Consider the following 22,465-nt stretch of genomic DNA (forward strand, 5'->3'; position numbering starts at 1 on the left):
TCAGTCCTCTCGGTCGTCGGCCCAGTGGGCCGGGCTGGGTGGCAGGTTGGCGGGTCGCCAGGGCCGGGGGTCTTCGGTGATGCGGGAGTAGTGCCCGACGAACGTCAGGTCCAGCTGCGTCGGACCCAGGTGCCGGTTCTTCGGGATCGCGACGTGCAGCTCGGAGGGGTCGGTCTCGCCGGTCAGGTCGCGGTGGAGCAGGATCACGGTGTCGGCCGCGTTCTCGATCTCGCCGGACTCGCGCAGGTCCGACATCTGCGGCTTCTTGTCGACGCGGGCCTCGGGTCCTCGGTTGATCTGGGCCAGGGCGATGACGGGGATGTCGAGCTCTTTGGCGAGGTTCTTCAGTCCGCGGGCGATGGCGTCGACCTGGACGCGGCGGTCGTTGCGTGGTGCCCCGCTCGGGGGGGTGATGAGGCCGAGGTAGTCGACGATGACGGGGCCGACGTCGGGGGTGGTGCGCTTCAGGGCGCGGACCTTCGCGCGGATCTGTGCCAGGGACAGGCCGGGTCGGTCGTCGATGGTCATGGGCAGGGACGCGAGGTGGTCCTTGGCGTTCTCCAGCGCCTCCCAGTCGTCGGCGGTGAGGCGGCGGCGTTGGATGCGGCCGCCGTCGACGGAGCCGATGTTCGAGAGCATCCGCAGGTGCAGCTGGGTGGTGGGCATCTCGAGGGAGAACATGACGGGATGGTGGTGGCGGCGAGCGGCGTCGAGGACGATGTCGCCGGACATGGCGGTCTTGCCGGTGGAGGGGCGGGCGCCGATGATGACGAGCTCGCCGGGTTTCCAGCCGGCGATGGCGTGGGTGAGGCGGGTCCAGGGGGTGGGGGTGCCGGGCTCTTCGGTGAGGGAGTCGAGGGCTTGCTGGACGGCGACGGGGTGGGGGGTGGTGGTGGTCTGGTCGGTGACGAGGGCGTCGAGGCGGGCGCGGGCGGTGTCGACCTGGTCGAGGGCGTCCTCGGTGGAGGTGGGTGTCTCCTGCGTCGTGGCGAGTTCGCGGCCGACGGCGGCGATGGTGCGCAGGGTGTGGGCGTTGCGGATGATCGTGGCGTGCCATGCGGCGTTGGCGGGGGTGGTGACGACGGTGACGAGGTGGTGCAGGTAGGCCTGCCCGCCGGCGCGGGCGAGGCTGCCTGTGGTGCGGAGGTGGTCGGCGACGGTGATGGGGTCGACGGCTTGGCCTGCGCTGGCCAGGTGGAGGGCGGCGGTGTAGATGTGCTCGTGGCGGGGTTGGTGGAAGTGCTCGGGGGTGAGCTGCTCGGTGACGTCGGCGAGGGCGGCGGGGGAGATGAGGATGGAGCCGAGGACGGCTTGTTCGGCGGTCAGGGTGGGGTCGTCCACCGGTGCGTCGTCCTGGTCGTGGAGGTGGTGGAGGGCGGCGGTCATGCTGGGTCACCGCCGGGTGGGTCGAGGTCGGCGTCGGTGATGCGGGGCAGGTGTGCCCATGGGTCGTCGGGGGTGGCTGCGCGGGCTTGTTCGGCCAGGAGGTGTTCGAGGTCGCCGGTCTCGTGGCAGCGGGTGAGCCATGCGTGGCGGGCGCGGACGTTGTGCTCGGTGAAGAGGGTGTCGAGGTGGCGCAGCCTCTCGTCCTCCTCTTCCCAGCCCAAGAGTGAGGCGGCGTGACTGAGAGGGGTGAGGGGAGAGAGGGACGGGTCGGGTCGGGACGGGGCACCGTCACCGCGGGAAGCGTTGGTCACGGCGTTACTACTGCCGTCTGTCACGTCGCTAGTCACACGGTTAGTCACGGCGTTACGGCGGCGGGTCGCACGCCACCTGGCCTGGCGTTCTTTGGCTGCGGCGCGCTCCGCCTGCACGTCGGACTTGGTCGGTTGGTAGTCGGTCCAGTCGTGGAAGCGGAAGCCTCCCGGAACGCTCTCCCACAGGCCTGCGGCGACGAGGCGGAGCGCCTGCGCGCGGGTTCCGAGCGTGTTGATGACGTCGTTGGAGACGAATCCGTCGGTGAGCTGCTGGGCGCAGTAGGACCCGGCGCGGACCCACAGGCCCATGGCCGGGTTGCCGGCGGCCATGACCTTGTGGTGGTAGGCGAGGGTGTCGTCGATCTTGAACCACGGCATCGGGGTCACGCCTCCTGGGGGACGGTCGGGGGTGGCAGGGGAGTCATGGGTTCCTCTCGGGGCAGGGTCTGGCTGTCTCTCGCCCGCCCGGGCCGGCTCATACCTGGTCCGGGCGGGCTGGGGACGGTCAGCCCTGGTGCCAGACGGAGTGGACGGTGTCGGTCTCGACGCGGGTGACAACGGCGTCGAAGGCGTCACGGAGGACGTCGTCGGGGCGGGTGAGTCGGTAGCCGAGGAGCAGCTGGCCGCCGTTGATGCGGTAGCGGAAGCGGGCCTGGACCTTGTAGGCGTCGCCGCGCTCGAACACCTGCAGGCCGATGGCGAAGGTGTCGGGGATCGCGAGGGCGCCCTTCTTGCCGGCCTGGGCGGTGGTGTCTTCCTTGTAGGTGAGCTGGGTCTCGCCGGAGGTGATGCGCTGGGAGGACTCGAAGTCGACCTTGGTGGTGGCCTGGAAGGTCTGGGCGAGCTCGAGCATGTCGGCGCCGGTGGGGTCGACGAAGTTGGGGAGGTGGTCTTCGATGAACTCGGCGAAGTCGGCCTGGCCCATGAGCTTGCCGTCGCGGCTGGTCCAGTCCTTCCAGTCGGGGGTGTGCTGCAGCTGGAGGGTGATGGCGTGGTCGCCGTGGCCGGCCGTGTCCTCGGCGTCTCCCATGTCGTTGATGCCCTTGTGGGCGTTGATGACGGCGCGGATGGTGCCGGTCTTGGCGTTGCCGTAGAGCTCGGTCTCGGGGAGGCCGTGCTTGTGGAGGGAGCCGATGAAGGACTCGACGACGGAGACGGTGACGTGGCCGGTCTTGCGGGCTGGGCGCTCGGGCAGGAGGCCGAGCTTGTCGCGCAGGTCGATGACGCGCTGTTCGCCGTGGCTGTCGCGGACGATGTAGAGGCCGCTGGGTTCGCCGTCGGGGTCGGAGACGAGGTAGGGGTCGACGGCTTCCTGGGCGGCGACGATGAGGTCGTAGTTTTCGGTGTTCTCGGGCATGGGTCAGTCCTTCTGGTGGTGGTAGATCGCGGTATCGATGGCGTCGATGAGGTGGTCGACGTGGTTGTGGGGCAGGCCCACGACGTCCAGGGCGTCCTGTAGGTGCTCGGTGAGTTCCTGGTGCTGGTCGTCGTCCAGGTCGTCGGGCTCGACGACGTCAGCCATCGGTGCCGTCCTTGACCTCGCCGGTGACCGGGTCCACACCCGGGGGTGCGGGGACCTCGCGTAGGGCCTCGAAGGCGAGCTGGTCGGGGTCGTCGCGCTGGAGGTTGCCGTCCTTGCCGACGAACCAGAGGCCGCTCGGGCGGTCGTGCTCGGGGAGCTTGATGGCGATCTTGTCGCCGACGACGACCATGCGGTCGTCCTTCTTCATGGGCTCGACGACGACGGTGAGGGTGACGGAGCCCTTCTTGCCGGTGTCCTTGACGCGGGCGATGAGGGTGTGGAGTGCCTCGCCGAGTTCGTCGTGGGTGCGGCCGCGGCCGTGTTCGCGGAGGAAGTCGGCGAAGGGGCGGATGCGTGGGGTGTCTGGCATGTGCTTCTCCTGGTGGTGGGTGTAGGTCAGAAGGGGGGCTCGTCGTAGGCGGCCTGGCCGCCGCTCATGGGCATGGCCTGCTGCTGCTGGGGCTGCTGCCAGGGCTGGTCGGCTTGCTGGCGGGGCCCGCCCTGCTGGGTGGGCTGGGGCTGGTAGGCCTGCTGCTGGGCGGGGGGCCGCTGCTGCTGGGCCTGCTGGCCGCCCCAGCCGCCGCCCTGCTGGCCCTGGTTGTTGCTGCTGGTGGCCTTGGCGGTCTGGGCGGTCATCCACCGCAGGTCCGGGCCGATGGCCTGCAGCTGCACCTGCTGGCCGTAGCGGTCCTTGCCGGTGTCCTTGTCCTGCCAGGTCTGGCCCTCGACGAAGCCGTAGGCGACGACGGCGTGGCCCTTCTGCAGGGTCTCGGCGATGCGTTCGGCGAGGTCGCGCCAGGCGGAGGCGCGCCAGAAGACGGGGGTGCCGTCTTCCCACTCGTTGGTCTGCTTGTTGAACTTGCGTTCGTTGCAGGCGATGTTGAGGTTGACGACGGCGGCGCCGCTCGGGGTAAACCTCAACTCCGGATCGGCGGTCAGCCGTCCGACGAGGGTGATGGGGGTTTCGTTGGCCACGGGTCGTGGTCCTTCCTGTTATGCGGCGATGCCGCGCGTGTTGGTGGTGAGGCGGGCGACGAGGTCGTCGCGGCCCGCCCTGTAGAGGGCGCGCTCGACCGTGGCTCGGCGGACGCCGAGGCGGTGGGCGATGCCGTCCCAGGTGTGGTCTTCCTGGTCGAGGAGCCACTCGACGTCTTCGACGTGCAGGCGCACTCGGTGGCCGCCCTTGATGGGCTCGTCTGTGCCGGTGTTGGGGCGGGCTTCGGGGTCGTCGATGGTGTCGTCGTCCCAGGCGAGGGGGCCGACCCAGCCCATGCGGGCGGCGTAGTTGCGGGTCTTGGTGGGGACGGCGCCGTGGCGGCCGGACGGTGGTGCCGGGGTGGACCAGAGCTCGTCGTAGAGGGCGGTGACGGCGTCGGCGGTGGCCTTGGTGACGCCGCGTCGGCCGTGGGCGATGGGGGTGAGGTTGGAGGGGAGCATGCCGAGGCGGGTGGCGAGCTGGGACTGGGACCAGCCCATGGCGACGAGAGCTTGGAGGCGGCGGGTGGTGCCGGTGGAGTCGACCTTGGCGCCGGGGGCGAGGTCGAGGGTGACGGCCAGGAGGGCGTCGGCGGTCTTGGGCATGACGCGCTTGGTGGGGGCCTGGTTGCGAGACGGGTCGCCGTAGAGGAGCTTCCAGACGACGGACGTGTCGATGCCGGCGGCCGCGGCTACGCGTTTCCAGCCCATGCCTTGGGACATGAGGTGGAGCACGTGGGTGCGGGCGTGGCCCGCGGGGACGTAGGCCTGGCGGCCGTAGGCGCGCTGCTTGGCCCGGTTGCGTTCGTAGGCGGCTGTGGCGTCGCGGCAGGGCCGGCAGCGGCAGCGGTCGATGACGTAGGCGGCGTGGGTGCCGTGCTGGTGTCGGGCGATGGGGCAGGTGCAGTCTCGGGTGGGTCCGGAGGCTGCCTTGCGGGCGGCGACCCGGGCTTCGCGGGCCTGCAGCATGCGTTGGCGGTCGCAGGAGTGGCGGCGCAGGGCATAGTCGGCCTGAGGCTGGGTCTCGTAGGTCCCGGTGAAGCCGCAGTCGGTGCAGGTGGCGGTCGCGTGGGTGGCCATCAGTGCTCTCCTCGTGCAATCTGGCCGTCCCACCAGGCGGCGGCTTCCTCGACGGTGCGCGGCGTCGTGGTGACGCCGTCGAGGCGGTCGAGGCGGGACAGGTCGGGTTGTGATGGGGCGGGGGTGTCGTCGTGGGTGTGGTTGCGGGTGACCCACAGGCACCAGGCAGCCAGGACGAACGCGGCCAGGACGGTGAGGCAGGCGGCGCGGACGATGAGGTCGAGGACGATCACGACGCCACCTCGGCCCTGATCTCGTCGCGGTAAGCGATCCAGTAGCCGACGCTGTGGCGGGGGATGTCGAGCTCCCTGGCGACGGTCACCTCGAGGTGAGCGCCGCGGGACCGCTCCCAGAGAGGCAGGAGCGCGATGCCGTCGGCCTGCGTGACCTGCCGCAGCGCGCGGCGCATGTACCACTCCCACGCCTGCGGCTGCCCGGGGGTGGGGTTGTCGTCCTCGGCGTCGGCGGGGTTGAGGACGAGGTAGCCGGCGTCGAGGAGCTGCTCGGCGGCGTCGTGGAAGGCGGGATAGTTGAAGTTCCACCGATCCACACCGTCGTCCGGTATAGTTACATCATGGACAGGACACCCACTGACATTGCTTGGTGTGCCGGCTTCTACGAGGGGGAGGGCACCGTCATCTATGGAGCCGCCCACAACGGGCCGCTGCGCATCAAGATCAGCTCGACCGACCGCGACGTCCTGGACCTCATGGCTGCCCGGAGCGGCGTCGGTAGCGTCAACGGCCCGTACTCCCCGCGTGGGTTCGGCAAGAAGCCGTTCTTCCAATGGGTTGCGAACGGACACGAGGCGGTCGGCCTCCTGCGCGACATGCTGCCCCTGCTCGGGGAGCGCCGCGCCGCGCGGGCCGTCGAGAAGATCGCACTGTGGGAGCAGCGCCCCGTTCGGCAAGTCGCCGACAAGGCGGCGATGCGCGCCGACCGTGCCTCTGGCATGACCTACGCGGACATCGGCAGGAAGCACGGCGTCTCCCACGCGCGGGCTTATCAGGTCTGTCGTGATGGGGAGCGGGTTGCTCGCCGGTGGGCGGTTGCACCGGCAGAATGACGCGCGGCTCATCGGGCCGGCTATGTAGAGCACGGGGCGGTTCATCGTGTGTCCTTCCTGGTGCATGGCCACGACGGACGCGGGCCTTCGTGGCTGGCGTGGATGTGGCGGCCGGCCTTGGTGTCGACGGCGGCTCCGCAGGAGCACTTGAGCCACGTGCAGGTGCGGGATTGGCAGTGCTTGCCGCGCTGGTTGGCGGCGAGGTCGCGCTGGCAGTGGCCACAGACGGTGGCGGTCGAGGCGGTCATGCCGCGGCCTCCTCGCGCGGCGCCGGCAACTGCTCCGGCGACCAGCCGGCGGGCGGCGACTGCACCGGCCACTCCCGCGACACGTCATCCGTCTTGCCTTGCCGCACCAGGTAGCGGCCGAAGGACTCCGCCTGGGCGCGCTTCTGCTCGGCTTGCAGGGCGTGCAGCTCGTCGAGCGGGATGCGCACGCCTGGGTACTTCTGGGCGATGCACCAGGCGACGCGGCCGGCCGCGAGGGCGTCAGCAGCGGCGCCGTGGGCGTCCTGCTCGGAGAGGGCGACGCCGTAGTGGCGGGCGACGTCGACGAGCTTCCTGCTGCCCTTGCGGTAGGTGTCGACCCACTTGTCGAGGACGAACGTGTCGACGACCGGCTCGATCGCGCGCAGCTGGCCGGCGAGGCCGTGGTGGCCGTGGCGGATGCACTCGGCGGAGAGCATCGTGAGGTCGTAGACGACGTTGTGTCCGACGACGGGGTAGCCGCACGAGGTGGCTTCGAGCAGACGCTGCGCGAGGTCGGCGACCGCGACGGCGGGGTCGCCGCCGTGCTCGCGGGCGTGCTCGGTGGTGATGCCGTGGATCTCGGCGGCGGCGTCGGGGATGGGGATGCCGGGGTCGACGATCCAGTTGGCGGTGTCGGTGCCGATGCCTCCGCCTGCCAGGATGACGGCGGCGGTGACAATGCGGTCGCGGTGGCAGTCGACGCCGGTGGTCTCGAGGTCGAAGAGGGCCAGGCGGCCGGTGTGCCAGCTCATGCCGTCGCCGCCTCGGGGACCTCACCGGTGCGGTAGGACTCCAGCACGGCCCGCAGGTCTTCGACCGTGCAGTCGTGCAGGCTCTTGCCCCGCATGAACTCCACGTCGCCCTGCAGGTCCTTGGTGGACATGCCGCGCTGGCCGGCGTGCAGGAGCAGCTCCTGCCAGACGGGCGTGCGCGGGTCGACCCCATCGGTCGCGGCCTGGGTGGGCTCGTCCTCGACGACCTCGGCGTCGACCGGCTCGTCGACGGGGGCCTGCTCGGCCTGCTCCACGTCCGCCACCTGCTGCGCAGCCTCCGCAGTCACGGCGAGAGCCTGGGCGTGCTTGGTGATCTCAGCCTTGAGCGCGTCGTCCAGGTCGCCCTGGTCGCCCGCGAGCGTCCACACGGCACGGCAGTCCTCTGGCGTCCTGGCATCGGCCAGGAGCGCGGCGTAGTCGGGGCGGGGTGCCTCGATCGCCACCTGCTCGCTCGGAGCGGCCTGCTCGAGCGCCGGCTGGCCACCGACACCACCGACCAGCTCGACGAGCCGCTTCTTGGTGACGTGCAGGTCCAGCACCGGCACCACGAACCGCGACGTCTTCCCGTCCCGGATCGCGCGCCGCTCCACCAGCTGCAGCGTCGCCGGCACCAGGTCGCCCACGTGCATGGCCAGCTCGGCCATGGCGGGGATCTCGGCGGCGGCGTTCCAGCCGTGGGTCTCCATGCGCCAGACGCCGAGGGACTCGATCTCGGTGAGCATCACCGACAGGCGGGTCGTCGGCTTAGCGACGGCGTGCGGGTTGACCCGGTCGCGGCCGATCTGGACCATCTCGGTTAGGTCACAGGGGGCGTCGGTGAGGACGTTCGTCTCGCCGTCGCACCGGTGTATGCAGCCACCGCCAGACCAGGTCTCCATCCACTGCGACAGGCCACCCTTGACGACGATGACCGGCACGGACGTGGCGTCGGTGATGACCTCGTGCTCGGGCTTGCCGCCGTTGTCCCACGGCCGCGCCTGGCCGCCGTACTGGTCGGCGATGGCGGCGATGAGGTCGGCGTTGGGGGAGGTGAAGCGGAACCGGTCGAGCTTGGCCGGTCGGGTCTTCCCCTGGTTGCCGACGGGGGCCTTGACGCCGAGCCGGATGCGGCCCTGCTCGGCCATGCGGCGCTGGATGTTGATGATGGGCATGTCTCATGCCGCCTTTCGGGTGCGGATCGTCGTCTTGGGCTTGGCCGCCCGGGCACGACCGGACGGGGTGATGGGGGCACAGGCCTTGGCGTGGTCGCCGTGCATCCACGACTGGCCGGTGATGAAGCCGCGGAACGCGGCGAACTCCTCGGGCCCCGACGGGACCGGGATGAAGGCGTAGTCGTCGACGCGGAGGTTGAGGATCGCGGCGCCCTTGGTGCGTGGCATCGGCACGATCGACCCGTCCGGCAGCCACGCCTCCTTGGCGTTGCGTTGCGCGGCCAGCTGCAGCGGCTGCTCGTCGTAGAGGGTGTTCGCGGGCTTGGTGCTGGAGGTCTTGATGTCGTAGACCCACAGGGCCCGCTGGTCGTCGGGCAGCTGCTTGGGCTTGACCCCGGCGAGGTTGCCGTCGAGGCGGAGCCGGACGATGGCGTCGAGGGTGCCGGCATACCCGTAGGTGGGGTGGCAGACGGTGAGCTCGGCAGCTTCGACGTCGCGGGTGATGTCGACCTCGAAGTCGTCGAGGAACCGCAGGTACTGCGCCACGAACGGTGCGACGGCTTCGCGGTCCTCGTCAGTGGCCTGGATCTCCTGGCCGGTGAGGTGGGCTTCGGCGAAGGCGTGGACGAGGGTGCCGAGGTCGGCGGCGGTTTCGCGGACGACCTTGACCTCGCGCTTGGTGGTCTTGTGCAGGCAGTCGAGGCACGTGCCGCACTCGTCGGCGACCCTCTTGGGCTTGCAGGGCTTAATGAGGGCGGCGGCGACCATCTGCGGCATGAGGTCGAGGGCCTTCTCGGCGGTGACCTTCGCGGCCCAGGGCACGAGGGCGGGTTTGGCGATGGAGTCCAGGACGTTGGTGATGGAGATGAACGTCCGGCCGGGGTGTTCGGGGTGGGTGTAGTAGCGGCCGTGGTCGGTGTCGCCGGCGTACTTGGGGGAGGTCATGCCCCTGTCCTTTCGTGGGTGGTCCAGCAGCTGGGGCAGAGCAGTCCGGGCAGGAGTTGGTCGACACGCGGCTTGGGGAGTGGGTTGGGGTCGACGGTGGCGGCGCGGTGCTCGGCTTCGAGGAGGGCGAGGTCGCCGGGGTCGGGGGCGTCGTCGCGCCAGAGCCAGTAGGGAGCCATCACGCACCTGCCAGGGGCCGGAGGGTGATGCCGACGGTCCGGAACGGGCTGGCCGGGTCGGGCTGGTGCTGGGTGTCGTCGAGGGCGCACTCGGGGCAGATAGGCCGCCACTGGCCGTAGAAGAGGTCACCCGAGGGCCATGCCTGGAGCCAGGTGGCTTCGGTGGTCGCGGTGGCGGTGCAGCCGGGGTAGTGGCAGGTGGCTGGCAGACCCGGGGAGGGGGCGATGGGTGCGCTGCCCCTCCCCGGGTCACCCTCGACCGGCGCGCGGTGCGTCCGTGACGGCGCGGCGGGAGGGGTCTGGACGGCGCTCACGCGCTCTCACCCCAGTAGGTGTTCTCGTCGCGCTCGGCGTCGTGGTCAGCGGCGGCCTGCAGCTCGGTGGCGAGGTCGTCGGCCTGTTCGGGCGTGAGTTCGACGGGGTGGTCGGTGATCGCGCCGGCGACGAGCGTCACCAGGGCCTCGGTGACGCGGGGCCCGACGACGCCCTGTCCGGCGAGACGCTGGACGATGGCGCGGGCGAGGTCGATCGAGGCCTGGCCGGTGACCTGCAGCTCGACGTAGGGGCGGCCTGCCTGTGAGGTCTGTGCGTAGACCGCGACGGCGGTGTCGTCGGTGGTGCTGGTGCGTCCCATCTGGGATACTCCTTCTTAGGTCTTGAGGCCGGGTCGTTCTTCGCGGGATGAGCCCGGCCTCGGGCTATTTCTGGGGTGTGTCAGGCCGGCTTCTTGGCCGGCGTCTGGTCCTGTCCGATGGCCTGCCGCACTGCGCGTGCGATGGGCTGCAGCCGGTGGTGGGGGATGGGCCCGCGCTCGGCGAGGACCCGGTCGACGGCGGCCTGGGCGGTGTCTCCGCTCATGCCGCCGCCTCGGCAGCGACGCGGTCGAGCCGGTTGCGGGCCTGCAGGTAGGAGGCGTGGTGGTCGACCGTCGGATACCGACGCTCCGCCTCTGCCTGGGCCTCGCGGTGGACGGAACAGAAGCGCTCGAAGTCCTCCCAGAGGGAGGGGTCGGTCCGTCGGCGGTCCTGCAAGTGCCTGCGCACGAAGGCGTGACGCTGGACCTTGACTCCGACCTCGGCTCGGCTCGTGTTGAAGAACGGGGACTCGCGCTCGATCACCTCGGCCTCCAGCGCGAAGGCTTCATCGGCGGCGTAGGGGCCGGCGGTGACGAAGCGGACCGCGTAGGGGAACCATGCGCTTTGCGAGCGGTGGTGGTCGTGCCGCTGTCGGGGGCTGCCGGTGCAGCCGACATAGAGGAGCAGGCCGTGCTCGTCGTAAGCGCGGTAGACGTAATGGGTGCGCCTCATGCCGCGTCGTCCTCGGCATCTACGACCTCGAACAGCTCGTTGATCTCGGCGTCGAAGGCGCGGCAGAGCTGGGCGATGAAGCGGGGCCCGGGGGTCTGCCTGCCCTTGAGCACCCGGGAGAGGTTCCCGGGGTCGATGCCCATGCGTGCGGCAAGGGCGGCGTCGGTCTTGAGCTGTGCGAGGCGGCGGTATCTGGTGAGCGTCTCGGTCTTGAGCCGGAGGGTGGCCACCATGTCGCCTCCTTCGTGGTGTGGGCCGCTGACCTGTTGTCTTGCGGCTATACGAGGAGACTACGCAATGCAATGCATCAGCGCAATACGACGGTGGGTGACGTGCGTCACATAGGGGAGTTGCGTCGATGTAGTTTTCTGCTGACCTGCGGAAATACACCGTTGTAAGCCGCTGACCGGTAGGCTTGCGGCTACGCAACGCCACCGAAGGGGCCGAAACGGCATGAGAAGACGCAATACGGTGCAGTCATGAGCTGGTGGGATTACGTGGAGCGCGTCGCCAACACGACGCGGCAGCGTGACATCCAGGACCGGACGGGCATCGACGCCTCGAACTTCTCCAGGTGGAAGACCGGGCAGACGCCCCGCCCCGCCTTGGTGGCACAGTTCGCTCGCGCCTACGGTCGCCCCGTGCTGGAGGCCTTCGTCGCGGCGGAGTTCCTCACCCCCGAGGAAGCCGCAGAGCGACCGGCGGCCGCACCATCCCTATCCACGCTCACCGATGACCAGCTGCTCGCCGAAGTGCGAGCCCGAATGAGCGAAGGACGTGATGGGCATGGACAGCAGCCCGCCCCCATAGGTGACTACGACGACCCCGGCGGTCTCGTCGCCCAGCTGCACGACCTCGAGGACGAGGCCCGCCAGCGCGCGGCGGCCCGCAACGCCGACATGCCGGCCGACCTCGCCGCGCGCAGGACCGGCAGGAAGAGCAGGCAGCAGCAACTGCGCGAGCAACAGGATCAGGATGGGGAGAGCTAAGTGAGCAGTGATACCAAGCCCGACCCAGACAGTGCACAGGATTCTGAGGTACGGTCACAACATGCCAAGGAAGGGGACCAAGATGACCGCGATGCAGCGGGGCATCCGGACCGGTCGCTATCTGGCAGCCACGGGCGACAAGGCGATCATCCGGAAGCGCATGCAGCAGGTAGAGAAGCAGAACCTCACGAGCGAGGCGTGGACGTCTACGGGAGCGGCGATGAGCCGCGCCATGGGGTCATCTACGACCCAACGGGCGATCCAAACGCGCAGCCGCTGACGGGCCTGGAGGTCCTGGGGAGCCAGAGCTTCTCCTACTCCCATTCCGGACCGTTACCCGATGCGGCCCAGCTCGGGCACTACGAGCAGATCTTGCCAGGCCTCGCGGACCGCATTGTCACGATGGCTGAACAGGACATGGCCAGCCGTCAGGCGGATCGACGTACGCTCGTGCGCGCGGAGGCTCATGCCACCGTTGTGGCGACCTGGCTACTCGGGCTCCTCCCCTTCGCCCTGGCCCTAATGGCCATCTGGTTCGCATCACAGGGGCTGGATGCGGCCGCCGTAATCGCCGCCATCGGCGCGGTGGCCGCGCTCCTTCCTCGCATGATGGAGGCATGGAGGGGGCGGCCGAGTGGCGAGCCGCCGACAGAGGAAGAGCCCGACGCCTAGCGCACCCCCACAGGTGGGCCTGTCGGTGGCCGCGCTTACGGTCTGGGTCCATGTCGTCCTACCACCCCTGGCGCGAGCTCCGGGCCCTGACGCACGTCGTCGTGCACTGGCACGAGCTGCACCCGGGGGAGTGGGGCGCCACCGACGGCCGCCACCGGATCTGGATCGACCACCGGCTCGGCCAGGCCGAGCGACGCTGCACCCTCGCCCACGAGCTCGAGCACATCCGCAGGGGACACCGGGGCTGCCAACCGCCGGCCGTCGAGGCAGTGGTCGAGGCCGCGGCCGCGCGCCGGCTCATCCCCGACCCGCACGCCCTGGCTGACGCCCTCGTGTGGGCGCGCGGGTGCCGGGCGACGGCGGCCGAGGAGCTCTGGGTGGACGAGCCGACGCTGGAGGCTCGGTTGGATCCGGTGCACCTGCACCCGGCGGAGCGCGCGATCTTGGTCGCGCGGGTGGAGGGCCTGCACACGTGGCACTGACGCAGGTCGACCGAGCCATCCTCCGCGCCGCCGCCGGCACGTACCGCAACCCGGGGGACGACCTGGACGCGCTCACCCGGGCGAGCGGTGTCAGCCTGGCCCGGACGTGGCAGCGGCTCAACCAGCTGATCAACGACCCGGACGCATGGAAGGTCGAACCGGGCGCGATGCAGATCCTCGCGGAGCGGCGGGCCAGGTACTCGCGCGGACGGCGGTCTACCAGCGGGGCGTGATCCTCACCCGCTCCTCATCGAGCGTGCGCCGGCCCCAGTTGCCCTTGCCTGCCGGGAGGATGGTGATGTCGATGAGGTCGCGGATGAACCGGCGCGCCTGCGCCAGGTCGAGCATGCCCCACGGGTCCGGGGCGTCCAGGTCGAGGCCGCGCAGCACCGACGGCACCAGGGTGGCCCGCACCCGCGCCTCGGCCGCGGCGATCTGGGGTGCGAGGTCAGCCTCGATCGAGGACAGCGTCGCCGGCGAGAGACGGCCCGCGGTTGCTTCGGCGACGAAGCCGGCCAGGCGGGACCGTAGAGCCTCCAGCTCGTCGGTGGCTTCGGTCGCTTCGGTGGAGGGGGTGCCATCGGCGAGGGCGTGCAGCTGGTCGGCGTGGGCGGCCAGGAGCGCGGTCATGAAGCCGTTGACGTGGTTGTCGAGCTGGGGTGCGGTGATGGCGACGGCGTAGCAGCCGCGTTGGCCGCAGGCGTAGGTGCCCCACCGATTGCGGTTGCGGAAGTGCTTGAGGGGCTGCCCGCAAGGGCCGCAGCGGGCGATGCCGGTGAGGAGGTACTTGACGGTGGTGGGGGAGGGGTGGCGGCGGCCGGGAGCAGAGAGGATGGCCACGGCCTGCTGCCACGTGTCCTCGTCGACGATGGCGGGCCAGGCCGCGGGCCCGATGACCTGGCCCTGGTGGGTGCGCCGGCCCGCGTAGGTGGGGGACATGGCGATGCGGCGGACGGTGATAGACAGCCATGCCTGGGGCCGGTCGTGGCGGCTGGACGGGGGGCGAGGCGGGGTGACGCCGGTGTCGGTGAGGTCGTTGGCGATGGCCATGAGGGTGTCGCCGGCGATGACGCGGGCGTAGATGTCGCGGACGACGGGTGCGGTGGTCTCGTCGGGGACCTGGCGCAGGAGGTGGCCGGTGGTGGGGTCGTACTCGCGGCGGTAGCCGTAGGGGAGTTTGCCGTGGGGGCGGCCTTCGCGTGCGCGGGCGCGGACGGCGCGGCGGATGCGTTCGGACATGCGGGCGGACTCGTCCTCGGACAGGAGGGTGTCGAGGCCGGTGCGGAAGCGGTCGCCGCGGTCGGTGAGGTCGTAGATGGTGCCGGAGTAGCCCCAGAGGACGTCGTGGGCGGCGCAGAGGGCGCGGAGCTGGGCGTACTCGTCGAGCTGGCGGGTGGCGCGGGAGGCTTCCCAGGTGAGGAGGATGTCGTGGTCGCCGGAGGCGATGGCGGTGGTGACGTCGGTCCAGCGGGTGCGGGCGCGGGTGGATCTGGCGTAGCTTGAGGCGGAGCCGGTCTCGGTGATGACGCGCGTGACGGTCCAGCCTTCGCGGGTGGCCCAGGCGCGGCATTCGGCTTCCTGCTCGGTGGTGGATCGGCCTTCGCGGGCGTCGAGGCTCACGCGGGTGTAGATGAGGGCTCGCATGCGAACGTTTGTACTAGTGGCCACTGACACCCTCCTGGCGGACCTTGCTCGGCAGCAACGTCAGTCTTGTCTGCGGCGCCGTGGCCGTGCTCCTCGCGCGGGCGGGGGCACCGCGGCGGTGGCGGACGCCGCTGGTGCTGATCAGCCTCGTCGGCTTCATCCTGCTGTGCCGCCCTGAGCCCTCGGTCCTGCGGGCCGGTGTGATGGGCAGCGTGGGCCTGCTGGCGCTGACCTCCGGGAGACGTCGGGCCAGCCTGCCCGCCCTGGGTGCCGCGGTGATCGGGCTGCTCTGCCTCGACCCGTGGCTGGCGCGTTCCTACGGTTTCGCCCTGTCGACCCTGGCCACCCTCGGCCTGGTGCTGTGGGCGCGGCCCTGGGGTCTGGCCCTGGCCCGCCACCTGCCGCCCCGGCTGCACCTGCTCGCGATGGCGACCGCCATCCCCCTGTCCGCCCAGCTGATCTGCGCCCCGGTCATCGTCCTGCTCCAGGGTCACATCACCACCCACGCGGTGCTGGCCAACCTGCTCGCCGCGCCGCTCGTCGCGCCCACGACCGTGCTCGGGGTGCTGGCGGCCTGCCTGGCGCCGCTCTGGGTGCCGCTCTCGACGGCCGTGGCGTGGCTGGCGGCGCTCCCGGCGTGGATGATCGCCCGCATCGCCCGGGTGGGCGCCGAGCTGCCGTACGGCACGATCGACTGGTGGGACGGCCACGCGGGTGCCTGGCTGCTCACGGCGGTGACCGCCCTGGCGCTGTTGACCGGGCGCTGGTGGTGGCACCAGGCGCGTCGCCGTCCGTGGTGGGCCGGTGCCCTGGTCGCCGCCGGGGCTGCCTGGCTGTGGCCGTCGTCGGCGCTGAGCGGATGGCCACCGCCGGGATGGGTGGTCGTGGGCTGCGACGTCGGGCAGGGCGACGCCTTCGTGGTGGCCACCGCCCCGGCGCGGGCGCTCGTGGTCGACACGGGTCCGGACCCTCCGGCGGTGTCGCGGTGCCTGCGCGACCTGGGCGTGCGCGACGTGGACCTGCTGGTGCTGAGCCACTTCCACGCCGACCACGTCGGCGGCCTGACCGGGGTCCTGGGACAGGTCCGTGTCGGCACGGCCTACGTCTCCCCGGTGGCCGAGCCCGCGGACGTCGCCGAGCGGACCCTGGCCCGGCTGGCCGACGAGGGCGTGCCGGTGCACGTCGCCGGTGCCGGTGACCGGGTGCAGGTGGGTGGCGCGGCCGTCGAGGTCGTCGCTCCGGGGCCGCGACCGGTGGTCGGGGGCTCGGCCGCCAACAACGGCAGCCTCGTCCTCGACGTGGTCGTCGACGGCACGCGGGTGCTGCTCACCGGAGACCTGGAGCCAGAGGGTATGCGACCGGTGCGCGAGTGGGTGCGCGGCCGTGACTACGACGTGCTCAAGGTGGCGCACCACGGGTCGGCGGCCCAGGACGAGCGGCTGATCCACGGGGCGACGGCGGAGGTGGCGCTGATCGGGGTGGGTGCGGACAACACCTTCGGGCATCCCGCGCCGAGCCTGCTCTCGTTGCTGCAGTCCACCGGTGCCGTGGTGCTGCGCACCGACCTGCACGGCGACATCGCCGTGGCACGGGACGACGACGGACGGCTGGTCGTGCACCGCCGGGACGGCGGGTGAGGTGGCGGGTCGTCCTGCGTCAGGAGGCCTGACCCTCCTCGGTCTCCTCGCACGCCTGGTGGTCGCAGGCGTTGGCGCGCAGCTCGGCCGCGCTGCTGCTGAGTGCCTCGAGAGCGGCGGCGACGGCGGGGACCCGGCGCAAATCCGGGGTGGTGATCACCTGCACGACGCGGCGCGAGGGCGGGACGACGGGACGGACGACGACGTCGGGGTGGGACACGGTGGTGAGGATGAGGTGCGGGACGAGGGCGACGCCCAGCCCGGCGGCGACCAGCCCGAGGACCGCGACGTAGTCCTCGGTCTCGAAGGCCACCTCGGGGTCGAACCCCGCCTTGTGCGCCAGCGTCAGCAGGTGCCCGCGGCAGCGCGGGCAGCCGGCGATCCACTGCTCGGCCTCCAGGTCGGCGAGCTCGACGGCGTCCTGGGCCGCCAGCTCGTGGTCCTTGGGCAGGACCAGCATCACCGGGTCGGTGAGGACGTCGAAGACGTCGAGCCCGCTGAGGTCGTCCACGCCGCGACCCGGGTCGTTGCCCTCGTAGGAGAAGGCCACCGCCAGGTCGACGTCGCCGCTGCGCAGCGCCGCGAGCGACTCCGGCGGCTCGGCCTCGCTGAACTGCACGGTGACGGCGGGGTGGCTCGCCCGGAGACCAGCCAGCGCCCGGGGGACGAGCGTGGCGGACGAGGAGGGGAAGGCCATCAGCCGCACCCGCCCGGCCTGCAGCCCGGCGATCGCCGACACCTCCGCCTGCGCCTTCTCGATGCGGTCCAGGATGTCGGTCGCGCGGTCGGCCAGGAGCGACCCCGCCTCCGTCAGCCGCACGGTTCGCCCGCTGCGCTCCACCAGCGCCGTGCCGGTCCGCTGCTCCAGACGGCGGACCATCTGGGAGATCGCCGGCTGGGTGTAGCCCAGGGAGTTCGCTGCGGCCGTGAACGAGCCCTGCTCGGCGATCGCCCGCATGACCCGCAGTCCCGCAACGTCAAACATGTCCGCCAGCATAACGGCGGGTGATCCACCCGGTGGTTCTGCCGCTCACGCGGTTACGCTGCCGGTGTCGGGACAGGATGCATGGCGGGAGCGGACGATGACGGAGGAGCAGGTGGCGCCCCGGCTGCTGCGTCAACGCATCCTGGGCCACCCGCTCGACCCCCTGACCGACCCCGCAGAGGTGCAGCCGCCGGTCCTGGACGGACCCCGACCGCTCGAGCTGACCCTGCCGCCGCGGACGGCCGTCGACGAGCACGGGTATGCCGTCCTGCGCGAGCTGGTGGGACGGGGGGGCGTGCTGGCGCTCACCGGAGCCGGGATGTCGACCGCCTCCGGGATCCCTGACTACCGCGGGCCGGACGGCCGGCGGCGGGTGCAGCCGATGCAGCACAGCGAGTTCGTCGGGTCCGCCGTCGGGCGGCAGCGCTACTGGGCCAGGGCGTTCGTCGGCTGGGAGCGGTTCGCGGCGGCGAGTCCGAACGCTGCTCACCGGGCCGTCGCGGTCCTCGAGCGCGCCGGGATCGTCGACCATGTCCTCACCCAGAACGTGGACGGCCTGCACCAGGAGGCGGGGGCGCGCAGGGTGCTCGAGCTCCACGGGTCCCTCGCGCGCGTGGTCTGCCTGGACTGCGAGGAGGTCACGACCCGGGAGCAGGTGCACGCGTGGCTGATCGACGCCAACCCCGGCTTTCTGCGGCAGGCCAGCGAGCCGGGACAGGTCCGGCCCGACGGGGACGTCGCACTGCCCGAAGACCTCGTGACAGGTTTCCGCACCCCGCGGTGCCTCGTCTGTCATGGTGACCGGCTCAAGCCGGACGTCGTCTTCTTCGGCGGGTCGGTGCCGCGGTCGACGGTGGAGAGGGCGTTCGAGCTGCTGGGCGGTGCCCGCAGCCTGCTCGTACTGGGCTCCTCGCTGCGGGTGATGAGCGGGTACCGGTTCGTGCGCAGAGCACGCCGGGACGGCATACCCGTGCTGGTCGTGACCCGTGGCCAGACCCGGGCCGACGCGGAGACGACCGTGCACCTGGACGCGCTGCTCGACGACGTGCTGCCCAGGCTCGTGGAGGACGTCACGCGGGGTCCGTAGCCCGCCGTCGCGGCACCGGGGCCAGGCACGAGCTAGGGGGCCACCTCTACGGGTGCAGGTGCCGCTCCAAGATGCATTGACGGGCTGTCGGTGATGGAGTCATAAGTAAGCCCCGGCCGAACGGCCAGGGCACGAACTGACTCGAAGGAGGCGACACATGAACGTCAGCCAGGAGCAGATCAACGAACTCTACTCGGCCCAGGTAGTCACCCAGGATGGTGAGAAGTTGGGCGGCGTCGGCCAGGTGTACCTGGACGACCACACCGGCGAGCCGAGCTGGATCAGCGTCAAGACCGGCTGGTTCGGCACCAACGAGAGCCTGGTGCCGCTGGACGGCGCCGACCTGACGGAGGGCACCGTGCGCGTCGTTCCCACCAAGGACGTCATCAAGGACGCTCCCAACGTGGATGCCGACGCCCACCTCTCCGCGGAGGACCAGGACGCGCTCTTCCGCTACTACGAAGGCGCCGGGATCAACGTCAGCCGGTACGGCGACGACTTCGCCGGCACCACCACCGGAACGGGCACCGGGACGACCACCGGAACCACGGCCGGAATGGGCACCGGGACCGGAGGAACGGGTGACCGGGACGCAGCGGTCGGTGACGTCATGGGTCACCAGGGCGTCCACGCCGAGGGCCACACGACCAGCGGCGACGTCGGCACGGGCGTGACCGGCACGGCGGGTACCGCCGGCATGGGTACGGGAGACGCCGACCTGCACCGCGACACCGGCACCACCGACGACGGCTCGATGACCCTGCACGAGGAGCGCGTCGCCGTCGGCACCCAGCAGGTCGAGACCGGCCGGGTACGCCTTCGCAAGCACGTCGTCACCGAGCAGGAGAACGTCACCGTCCCCGTCCAGCGCGAGGAGGTCGAGATCGTCCGCGAGCCCGTCGCCCCGGGTGAGGTGGACACCGACGGCGGGCTGCACGACGAGACGGCAGAGGTGACGCTGCACGAGGAGCGTCCCGTCATCGAGAAGGACGTGGTCGCGACCGAGCGTGTCGGCCTCGACAAGGAGACCGTCACGGACGAGCAGCAGGTCGTCACCGACGTCTCGCGCGAGGAAGTCGACGTGGAGCGCGAGGGTGGCACCACCCGCGACGGCCTGGGCGGCACCGACCGCGACGGCCGCGCCGGCGGGGTCTGACCGCCCACAGCGTCCTGAGGCCGCCTCGGGCAGCCTGAGTTTCGCCCAGGAGGGGCACGACCGACCGGTCGTGCCCCTCCTGGCGTCCCCGTGGGGCAGACTGGCAGCGACGCGGCGCGGCCGCCCGACCCCCAGGAGGATCAGTGATCACCCAGGCCCAGCTCAACGCCCTCTACGACGCCGAGGTCGTCGACCAGGCCGGCGAGAAGGTCGGCCCCCTGGACCGGGTCTACCTGGACAACGCCACGGGGGACCCGGCGTGGGTCTCGGTGCGCACCGGGTGGTTCGCCGGGCGCCGGGTCTTCTGCCCCCTGGCCAATGCCGAGGTCGTCGGCACGCAGATCCGCGTCCCCTACCCGGTCGCGATGATCAAGGACGCGCCGGAGATCCCGGCGGACGAGCACCTGACCGAGGACGAGGAGGAGCAGCTGTACGACTACTACGCCGTCGACGAGGGCCCGGCACCCTCGGCCTGAGCCGGCCCCACCGGGTCGGGGTCCGCCGCGCTCGGTGCAGGGGTATGCAGGAAAGGCAGGGGTGTGCCGCGGGTATGGTGCGGCGCCGCCTCCGGAGGGGATGGAGGTCGAAGGCGGCGCCGCGGTCTGGGGGGCGCGCGGGGTTGAGAGGTCGGGCTCAGACCCGACGCAGGACCGCGGTGACCTTGCCGAGGATCGTGGCGTGGTCGCCGTCGATCGGCTCGTAGGCAGGGTTGTGCGGCATCAGCCAGGTCTTGCCGTCGCGGTGGCGGTAGGTCTTGACCGTCGCCTCGTTGTCGAGCAGTGCGGCCACGATGTCACCGTTGACGGCCGTCGGCTGGCGGCGTACGACGACCCAGTCGCCCTCGCAGATCGCGGCGTCGATCATCGAGTCGCCGACCACGTTGAGCAGGAAGAGCTCGCCGTCGCCGACAAGCTGGCGGGGGAGGGGGAAGACGTCCTCGACGGCCTCCTCGGCCAGGATCGGACCGCCGGCGGCGATGCGACCGACGAGCGGCACGTAGGAGGGGCGGGGGCGCGCGTCGCCGATGCCGGTCTCGTCGACCTCGGCCGTCGGGACGCGTCCACCGTCGGTGTCGCCGCGCCGGTAGCCCTGGCCCTCGGTGGTGGGGTTGACAACCTCGATGGCGCGGGGGCGGTGGGGGTCGCGGCGCAGGTAGCCCTTGCGTTCGAGCATCTTCAGCTGGTGCGCGACCGAACTCGGTGAGGTCAGCCCGACGGCCTCACCGATCTCGCGCAGGCTCGGTGGGTAGCCGCGGGCGTCCACCGAGTCGCGGATGACGTCGAGGACGCGCTGCTGCCGGTTGGTCAGCTTGGCCCCACCATCGCGGTCGGGCATCTCGTGGATCGTGGCCATGGGTCTCCATCCCCTCGTTCTGTCGCCACTTCCTCTGCGGGTCAGGGCCCGGGACGAAAGCCCAGGTCAGAGGGTCTGTCAGTGGCGGGTGATTCAGTTCCTGACATGCCACTAGGGTACGCGCGCCAGGACCGGATGACAAACATCTGTTCGGTCCGCGTGTCGACATCCTCGGACGGCTGTGCTAGACATAGGACAAAGTTCCATCGGACACGCGTCCGAGGGACCAGAGGAACAGGAAGGTGATCACCATGAGCACTGCCACCCTCGAGACCACCGCGGCTCTCCCGCTGGGGCTCGCGCCGGGCCGGTCGGGCCGCCGCGCAGCGCGTCCGCGCCCCGCGCACCTGCAGCTGGTGCCGACCAGCGCCCGCGGCAGTGACGCAGCCGCCGGAGAGACCGCCGCTCCCGCCTCTGCCTGGACCGTCGCCGCACCCGCCGTGAGCCGCGCCGCTGCCGCACGCCGCGCCGCCGCCGCGCCCCTGCGCATCACCCGCCGAGGCCGGCTGGCGCTGACCAGCACCGCGACGCTCGTCGTCGCTCTCGTGCTGCTGTCCCTCATGGGGGTGATCGGCCCGGCCGGCGCGAGCAGCTCGGTCGTCGTCCAGCCCGGGATGACGCTGTCGCAGATCGCCTCGCAGCAGCTCCCCGGGGTGCCGCTGAGCCAGGCGGTCACCGACATCCAGCGGGCCAACAAGCTCAGCACGACCTCGATCGCCGCCGGCCAGGAGCTGGTGATCCCCGGCCGCTGACGAGGTCAGCCGCATCGACGAGGTCAACCCTGTCCGGCTCGACGCTCTTTCCAGCGCCGCCCGGGGTCAGCCCTCGCGGTGTGGCGCCGTCCCGCCCGCGTCGCCCGCCGACTCATCGCCGGCCTGGCCACCGACGGGGTCAACGCCCTCGGCCGTGGAGTAGACGGCGTCCCACACCACGGGCAGCTGTCCGGTGGGGATGAAGTAGCCGGCGATGTGGGGGTCGAACATCAGGCCACCGATCCCTGCCTCACGGTAGGTCTCGGCCGACTCGACGACCTCGCGTGGCGGGAGTGCGATCGCGCGGAGGTCCTCCTCCGGCCCGATCATGCCGTTCTTGACGGCGAAGTCCCGTGCGCGCTCCGCCGCAGTGAAGGTGAGCACCATGAGCTGGTCCTCGATCGTGGCTGCGGCCGGTGACTCCAGGCCCTCCTCGCCCACGGCGATGAACCACCAGTGGTCCAGCGACATCGTCAGCCGCCAGAGCGCCGTCATTCCCACCTGGTCGTCCGGCCCGGTCACCTGCGCCGCGAGCCGGTCGGTCTGCGACTGCGGCAGGTCACTGCCCGCCGCAGACAGAGGTCGACCGTCGGTGGCGTCCTCGCCGGCGTCACCCCCCGTCTCGCCGGAGCCGCGGACCTCGGGACGCTGCCCCTCGTAGATCGAGTCCTCCGGCGCGGTGCCGGGTCGGTCGGCGTCCTGGAACGGCAAGGCGGTCGGATCAGTCATGCCTGATATCCGACCACACCGGCCCCGCCGCGCCAA

The 22,465-nt window shown here is 71.2% G+C and carries 32 protein-coding genes; 10 read left to right on the top strand and 22 right to left on the bottom strand.

Going from position 1 to position 22,465, the window contains the following annotated elements; all coding sequences use genetic code 11:
• From ESZ52_RS05475 to ESZ52_RS19170, 9 genes are all read right to left on the bottom strand, one after another.
• Positions 1–1,386 (bottom strand): replicative DNA helicase, encoded by a 1,386-nt coding sequence (locus tag ESZ52_RS05475; protein ID WP_131104045.1) that lies wholly within the window; start codon positions 1,384–1,386, stop codon positions 1–3.
• Positions 1,383–2,075, bottom strand: a complete 693-nt coding sequence (locus ESZ52_RS05480) for a hypothetical protein (RefSeq protein ID WP_131104046.1) — start codon at positions 2,073–2,075, stop codon at positions 1,383–1,385. The genes ESZ52_RS05475 and ESZ52_RS05480 overlap by 4 nt, the downstream gene beginning before the upstream one ends.
• 127 nt (positions 2,076–2,202) lie before the next feature.
• A complete protein-coding gene (locus ESZ52_RS05485) occupies positions 2,203–3,054 on the bottom strand; it encodes a DUF2303 family protein (protein WP_131104047.1) in 852 nt (283 codons plus the stop codon).
• 3 nt (positions 3,055–3,057) lie between these two features.
• Positions 3,058–3,219: a hypothetical protein gene (locus ESZ52_RS19165; RefSeq protein ID WP_181010096.1), complete on the bottom strand. Its 162-nt coding sequence runs from the start codon at positions 3,217–3,219 to the stop codon at positions 3,058–3,060.
• Positions 3,212–3,589, bottom strand: a complete 378-nt coding sequence (locus tag ESZ52_RS05490; protein ID WP_131104048.1) for a hypothetical protein — start codon at positions 3,587–3,589, stop codon at positions 3,212–3,214. Before ESZ52_RS05490 ends, ESZ52_RS19165 begins: the two co-directional genes overlap by 8 nt.
• Positions 3,590–3,615: 26 nt before the next feature.
• Entirely contained in the window at positions 3,616–4,194 is a 579-nt protein-coding gene (ssb, locus tag ESZ52_RS05495) for a single-stranded DNA-binding protein (RefSeq protein ID WP_131104049.1), read from the bottom strand.
• A gap of 18 nt (positions 4,195–4,212) precedes the next feature.
• Positions 4,213–5,274 carry a helix-turn-helix domain-containing protein gene (locus ESZ52_RS05500; protein ID WP_131104050.1) on the bottom strand — a complete coding sequence of 354 codons (1,062 nt, stop codon included), beginning with the start codon at positions 5,272–5,274 and terminating at the stop codon, positions 4,213–4,215.
• Entirely contained in the window at positions 5,274–5,507 is a 234-nt protein-coding gene (locus tag ESZ52_RS05505) for a hypothetical protein (RefSeq protein WP_131104051.1), read from the bottom strand. The genes ESZ52_RS05500 and ESZ52_RS05505 overlap by 1 nt, the downstream gene beginning before the upstream one ends.
• Positions 5,504–5,824, bottom strand: coding sequence for a DUF4406 domain-containing protein (locus ESZ52_RS19170; protein WP_181010095.1), 321 nt, complete (start codon positions 5,822–5,824; stop codon positions 5,504–5,506). The genes ESZ52_RS05505 and ESZ52_RS19170 overlap by 4 nt, the downstream gene beginning before the upstream one ends.
• Before the next feature lie 24 nt (positions 5,825–5,848).
• Between ESZ52_RS19170 and ESZ52_RS19175 the strand changes: the two genes are divergently transcribed.
• Positions 5,849–6,340: a hypothetical protein gene (locus tag ESZ52_RS19175; RefSeq protein WP_181010094.1), complete on the top strand. Its 492-nt coding sequence runs from the start codon at positions 5,849–5,851 to the stop codon at positions 6,338–6,340.
• Between the two features lie 244 nt (positions 6,341–6,584).
• On the opposite strand, the gene ESZ52_RS05515 is transcribed toward ESZ52_RS19175, so the two are convergent.
• The 9 genes from ESZ52_RS05515 to ESZ52_RS05550 all read right to left on the bottom strand — a co-directional run bounded on the left by ESZ52_RS05515 (position 6,585) and on the right by ESZ52_RS05550 (position 11,176).
• A complete protein-coding gene (locus tag ESZ52_RS05515) occupies positions 6,585–7,340 on the bottom strand; it encodes an exonuclease domain-containing protein (protein ID WP_131104053.1) in 756 nt (251 codons plus the stop codon).
• Positions 7,337–8,512: a recombination directionality factor gene (locus tag ESZ52_RS05520; RefSeq protein WP_131104054.1), complete on the bottom strand. Its 1,176-nt coding sequence runs from the start codon at positions 8,510–8,512 to the stop codon at positions 7,337–7,339. The genes ESZ52_RS05515 and ESZ52_RS05520 overlap by 4 nt, the downstream gene beginning before the upstream one ends.
• A 3-nt stretch (positions 8,513–8,515) precedes the next feature.
• Positions 8,516–9,457 (bottom strand): hypothetical protein, encoded by a 942-nt coding sequence (locus ESZ52_RS05525; RefSeq protein ID WP_131104055.1) that lies wholly within the window; start codon positions 9,455–9,457, stop codon positions 8,516–8,518.
• Positions 9,454–9,636: a hypothetical protein gene (locus ESZ52_RS05530; protein ID WP_131104056.1), complete on the bottom strand. Its 183-nt coding sequence runs from the start codon at positions 9,634–9,636 to the stop codon at positions 9,454–9,456. The genes ESZ52_RS05525 and ESZ52_RS05530 overlap by 4 nt, the downstream gene beginning before the upstream one ends.
• The gene (locus ESZ52_RS05535) at positions 9,636–9,950 is read right to left on the bottom strand and encodes a hypothetical protein (protein ID WP_131104057.1); all 315 of its coding nucleotides are present in this window, start codon (positions 9,948–9,950) and stop codon (positions 9,636–9,638) included. Before ESZ52_RS05535 ends, ESZ52_RS05530 begins: the two co-directional genes overlap by 1 nt.
• Entirely contained in the window at positions 9,947–10,270 is a 324-nt protein-coding gene (locus tag ESZ52_RS05540) for a hypothetical protein (RefSeq protein WP_131104058.1), read from the bottom strand. Before ESZ52_RS05540 ends, ESZ52_RS05535 begins: the two co-directional genes overlap by 4 nt.
• 80 nt (positions 10,271–10,350) lie before the next feature.
• Positions 10,351–10,494 carry a hypothetical protein gene (locus ESZ52_RS19180; protein WP_181010093.1) on the bottom strand — a complete coding sequence of 48 codons (144 nt, stop codon included), beginning with the start codon at positions 10,492–10,494 and terminating at the stop codon, positions 10,351–10,353.
• Positions 10,491–10,943 carry a GIY-YIG nuclease family protein gene (locus tag ESZ52_RS05545; RefSeq protein ID WP_131104059.1) on the bottom strand — a complete coding sequence of 151 codons (453 nt, stop codon included), beginning with the start codon at positions 10,941–10,943 and terminating at the stop codon, positions 10,491–10,493. Before ESZ52_RS05545 ends, ESZ52_RS19180 begins: the two co-directional genes overlap by 4 nt.
• On the bottom strand, positions 10,940–11,176 hold the full coding sequence (locus ESZ52_RS05550; protein WP_131104060.1) for a helix-turn-helix domain-containing protein: 237 nt from the start codon (positions 11,174–11,176) through the stop codon (positions 10,940–10,942). Before ESZ52_RS05550 ends, ESZ52_RS05545 begins: the two co-directional genes overlap by 4 nt.
• A 246-nt stretch (positions 11,177–11,422) precedes the next feature.
• On the opposite strand from ESZ52_RS05550, the gene ESZ52_RS05555 reads away from it, so the two are divergent.
• From ESZ52_RS05555 to ESZ52_RS05570, 4 genes are all read left to right on the top strand, one after another.
• A complete protein-coding gene (locus ESZ52_RS05555; protein ID WP_131104061.1) occupies positions 11,423–11,932 on the top strand; it encodes a helix-turn-helix transcriptional regulator in 510 nt (169 codons plus the stop codon).
• Between the two features lie 198 nt (positions 11,933–12,130).
• Complete coding sequence (locus ESZ52_RS05560) at positions 12,131–12,604, top strand: DUF2335 domain-containing protein (protein ID WP_181010092.1); 474 nt, start codon at positions 12,131–12,133, stop codon at positions 12,602–12,604.
• Between the two features lie 50 nt (positions 12,605–12,654).
• Complete coding sequence (locus ESZ52_RS05565) at positions 12,655–13,086, top strand: ImmA/IrrE family metallo-endopeptidase (RefSeq protein WP_181010091.1); 432 nt, start codon at positions 12,655–12,657, stop codon at positions 13,084–13,086.
• On the top strand, positions 13,077–13,319 hold the full coding sequence (locus tag ESZ52_RS05570; protein ID WP_181010090.1) for a DUF3263 domain-containing protein: 243 nt from the start codon (positions 13,077–13,079) through the stop codon (positions 13,317–13,319). Before ESZ52_RS05565 ends, ESZ52_RS05570 begins: the two co-directional genes overlap by 10 nt.
• On the opposite strand, the gene ESZ52_RS05575 is transcribed toward ESZ52_RS05570, so the two are convergent.
• Positions 13,303–14,730, bottom strand: coding sequence for a recombinase family protein (locus tag ESZ52_RS05575; RefSeq protein ID WP_131104064.1), 1,428 nt, complete (start codon positions 14,728–14,730; stop codon positions 13,303–13,305). The two genes, ESZ52_RS05570 and ESZ52_RS05575, sit on opposite strands and share 17 nt — an antisense overlap.
• A 44-nt stretch (positions 14,731–14,774) precedes the next feature.
• Between ESZ52_RS05575 and ESZ52_RS05580 the strand changes: the two genes are divergently transcribed.
• Positions 14,775–16,367 carry a ComEC/Rec2 family competence protein gene (locus tag ESZ52_RS05580; RefSeq protein ID WP_181010102.1) on the top strand — a complete coding sequence of 531 codons (1,593 nt, stop codon included), beginning with the start codon at positions 14,775–14,777 and terminating at the stop codon, positions 16,365–16,367.
• 19 nt (positions 16,368–16,386) lie between these two features.
• Here ESZ52_RS05580 and ESZ52_RS05585 read toward each other — a convergent pair whose 3' ends face one another.
• On the bottom strand, positions 16,387–17,352 hold the full coding sequence (locus tag ESZ52_RS05585; protein ID WP_131104066.1) for a LysR family transcriptional regulator: 966 nt from the start codon (positions 17,350–17,352) through the stop codon (positions 16,387–16,389).
• A gap of 97 nt (positions 17,353–17,449) precedes the next feature.
• Here ESZ52_RS05585 and ESZ52_RS05590 point away from each other — a divergent pair, with 97 nt between their 5' ends.
• From ESZ52_RS05590 to ESZ52_RS05600, 3 genes are all read left to right on the top strand, one after another.
• Entirely contained in the window at positions 17,450–18,439 is a 990-nt protein-coding gene (locus ESZ52_RS05590) for a Sir2 family NAD-dependent protein deacetylase (RefSeq protein ID WP_131104067.1), read from the top strand.
• 157 nt (positions 18,440–18,596) lie between these two features.
• Positions 18,597–19,595 carry a DUF2382 domain-containing protein gene (locus ESZ52_RS05595; protein WP_131104068.1) on the top strand — a complete coding sequence of 333 codons (999 nt, stop codon included), beginning with the start codon at positions 18,597–18,599 and terminating at the stop codon, positions 19,593–19,595.
• Between the two features lie 143 nt (positions 19,596–19,738).
• Positions 19,739–20,071: a PRC-barrel domain-containing protein gene (locus ESZ52_RS05600; protein WP_131104069.1), complete on the top strand. Its 333-nt coding sequence runs from the start codon at positions 19,739–19,741 to the stop codon at positions 20,069–20,071.
• Positions 20,072–20,228: 157 nt separating this feature from the next.
• On the opposite strand, the gene lexA is transcribed toward ESZ52_RS05600, so the two are convergent.
• Positions 20,229–20,948: a transcriptional repressor LexA gene (gene lexA, locus ESZ52_RS05605; RefSeq protein ID WP_131104070.1), complete on the bottom strand. Its 720-nt coding sequence runs from the start codon at positions 20,946–20,948 to the stop codon at positions 20,229–20,231.
• A 251-nt stretch (positions 20,949–21,199) separates the two neighbouring features.
• On the opposite strand from lexA, the gene ESZ52_RS05610 reads away from it, so the two are divergent.
• Positions 21,200–21,700 (top strand): LysM peptidoglycan-binding domain-containing protein, encoded by a 501-nt coding sequence (locus tag ESZ52_RS05610; RefSeq protein WP_131104071.1) that lies wholly within the window; start codon positions 21,200–21,202, stop codon positions 21,698–21,700.
• A gap of 66 nt (positions 21,701–21,766) precedes the next feature.
• On the opposite strand, the gene ESZ52_RS05615 is transcribed toward ESZ52_RS05610, so the two are convergent.
• Positions 21,767–22,429 carry a hypothetical protein gene (locus tag ESZ52_RS05615; protein ID WP_131104072.1) on the bottom strand — a complete coding sequence of 221 codons (663 nt, stop codon included), beginning with the start codon at positions 22,427–22,429 and terminating at the stop codon, positions 21,767–21,769.
• Positions 22,430–22,465: the final 36 nt, after the last annotated feature.

This window comes from Ornithinimicrobium sufpigmenti (assembly GCF_004322775.1).
Lineage (GTDB): Bacteria > Actinomycetota > Actinomycetes > Actinomycetales > Dermatophilaceae > Ornithinicoccus > Ornithinicoccus sufpigmenti.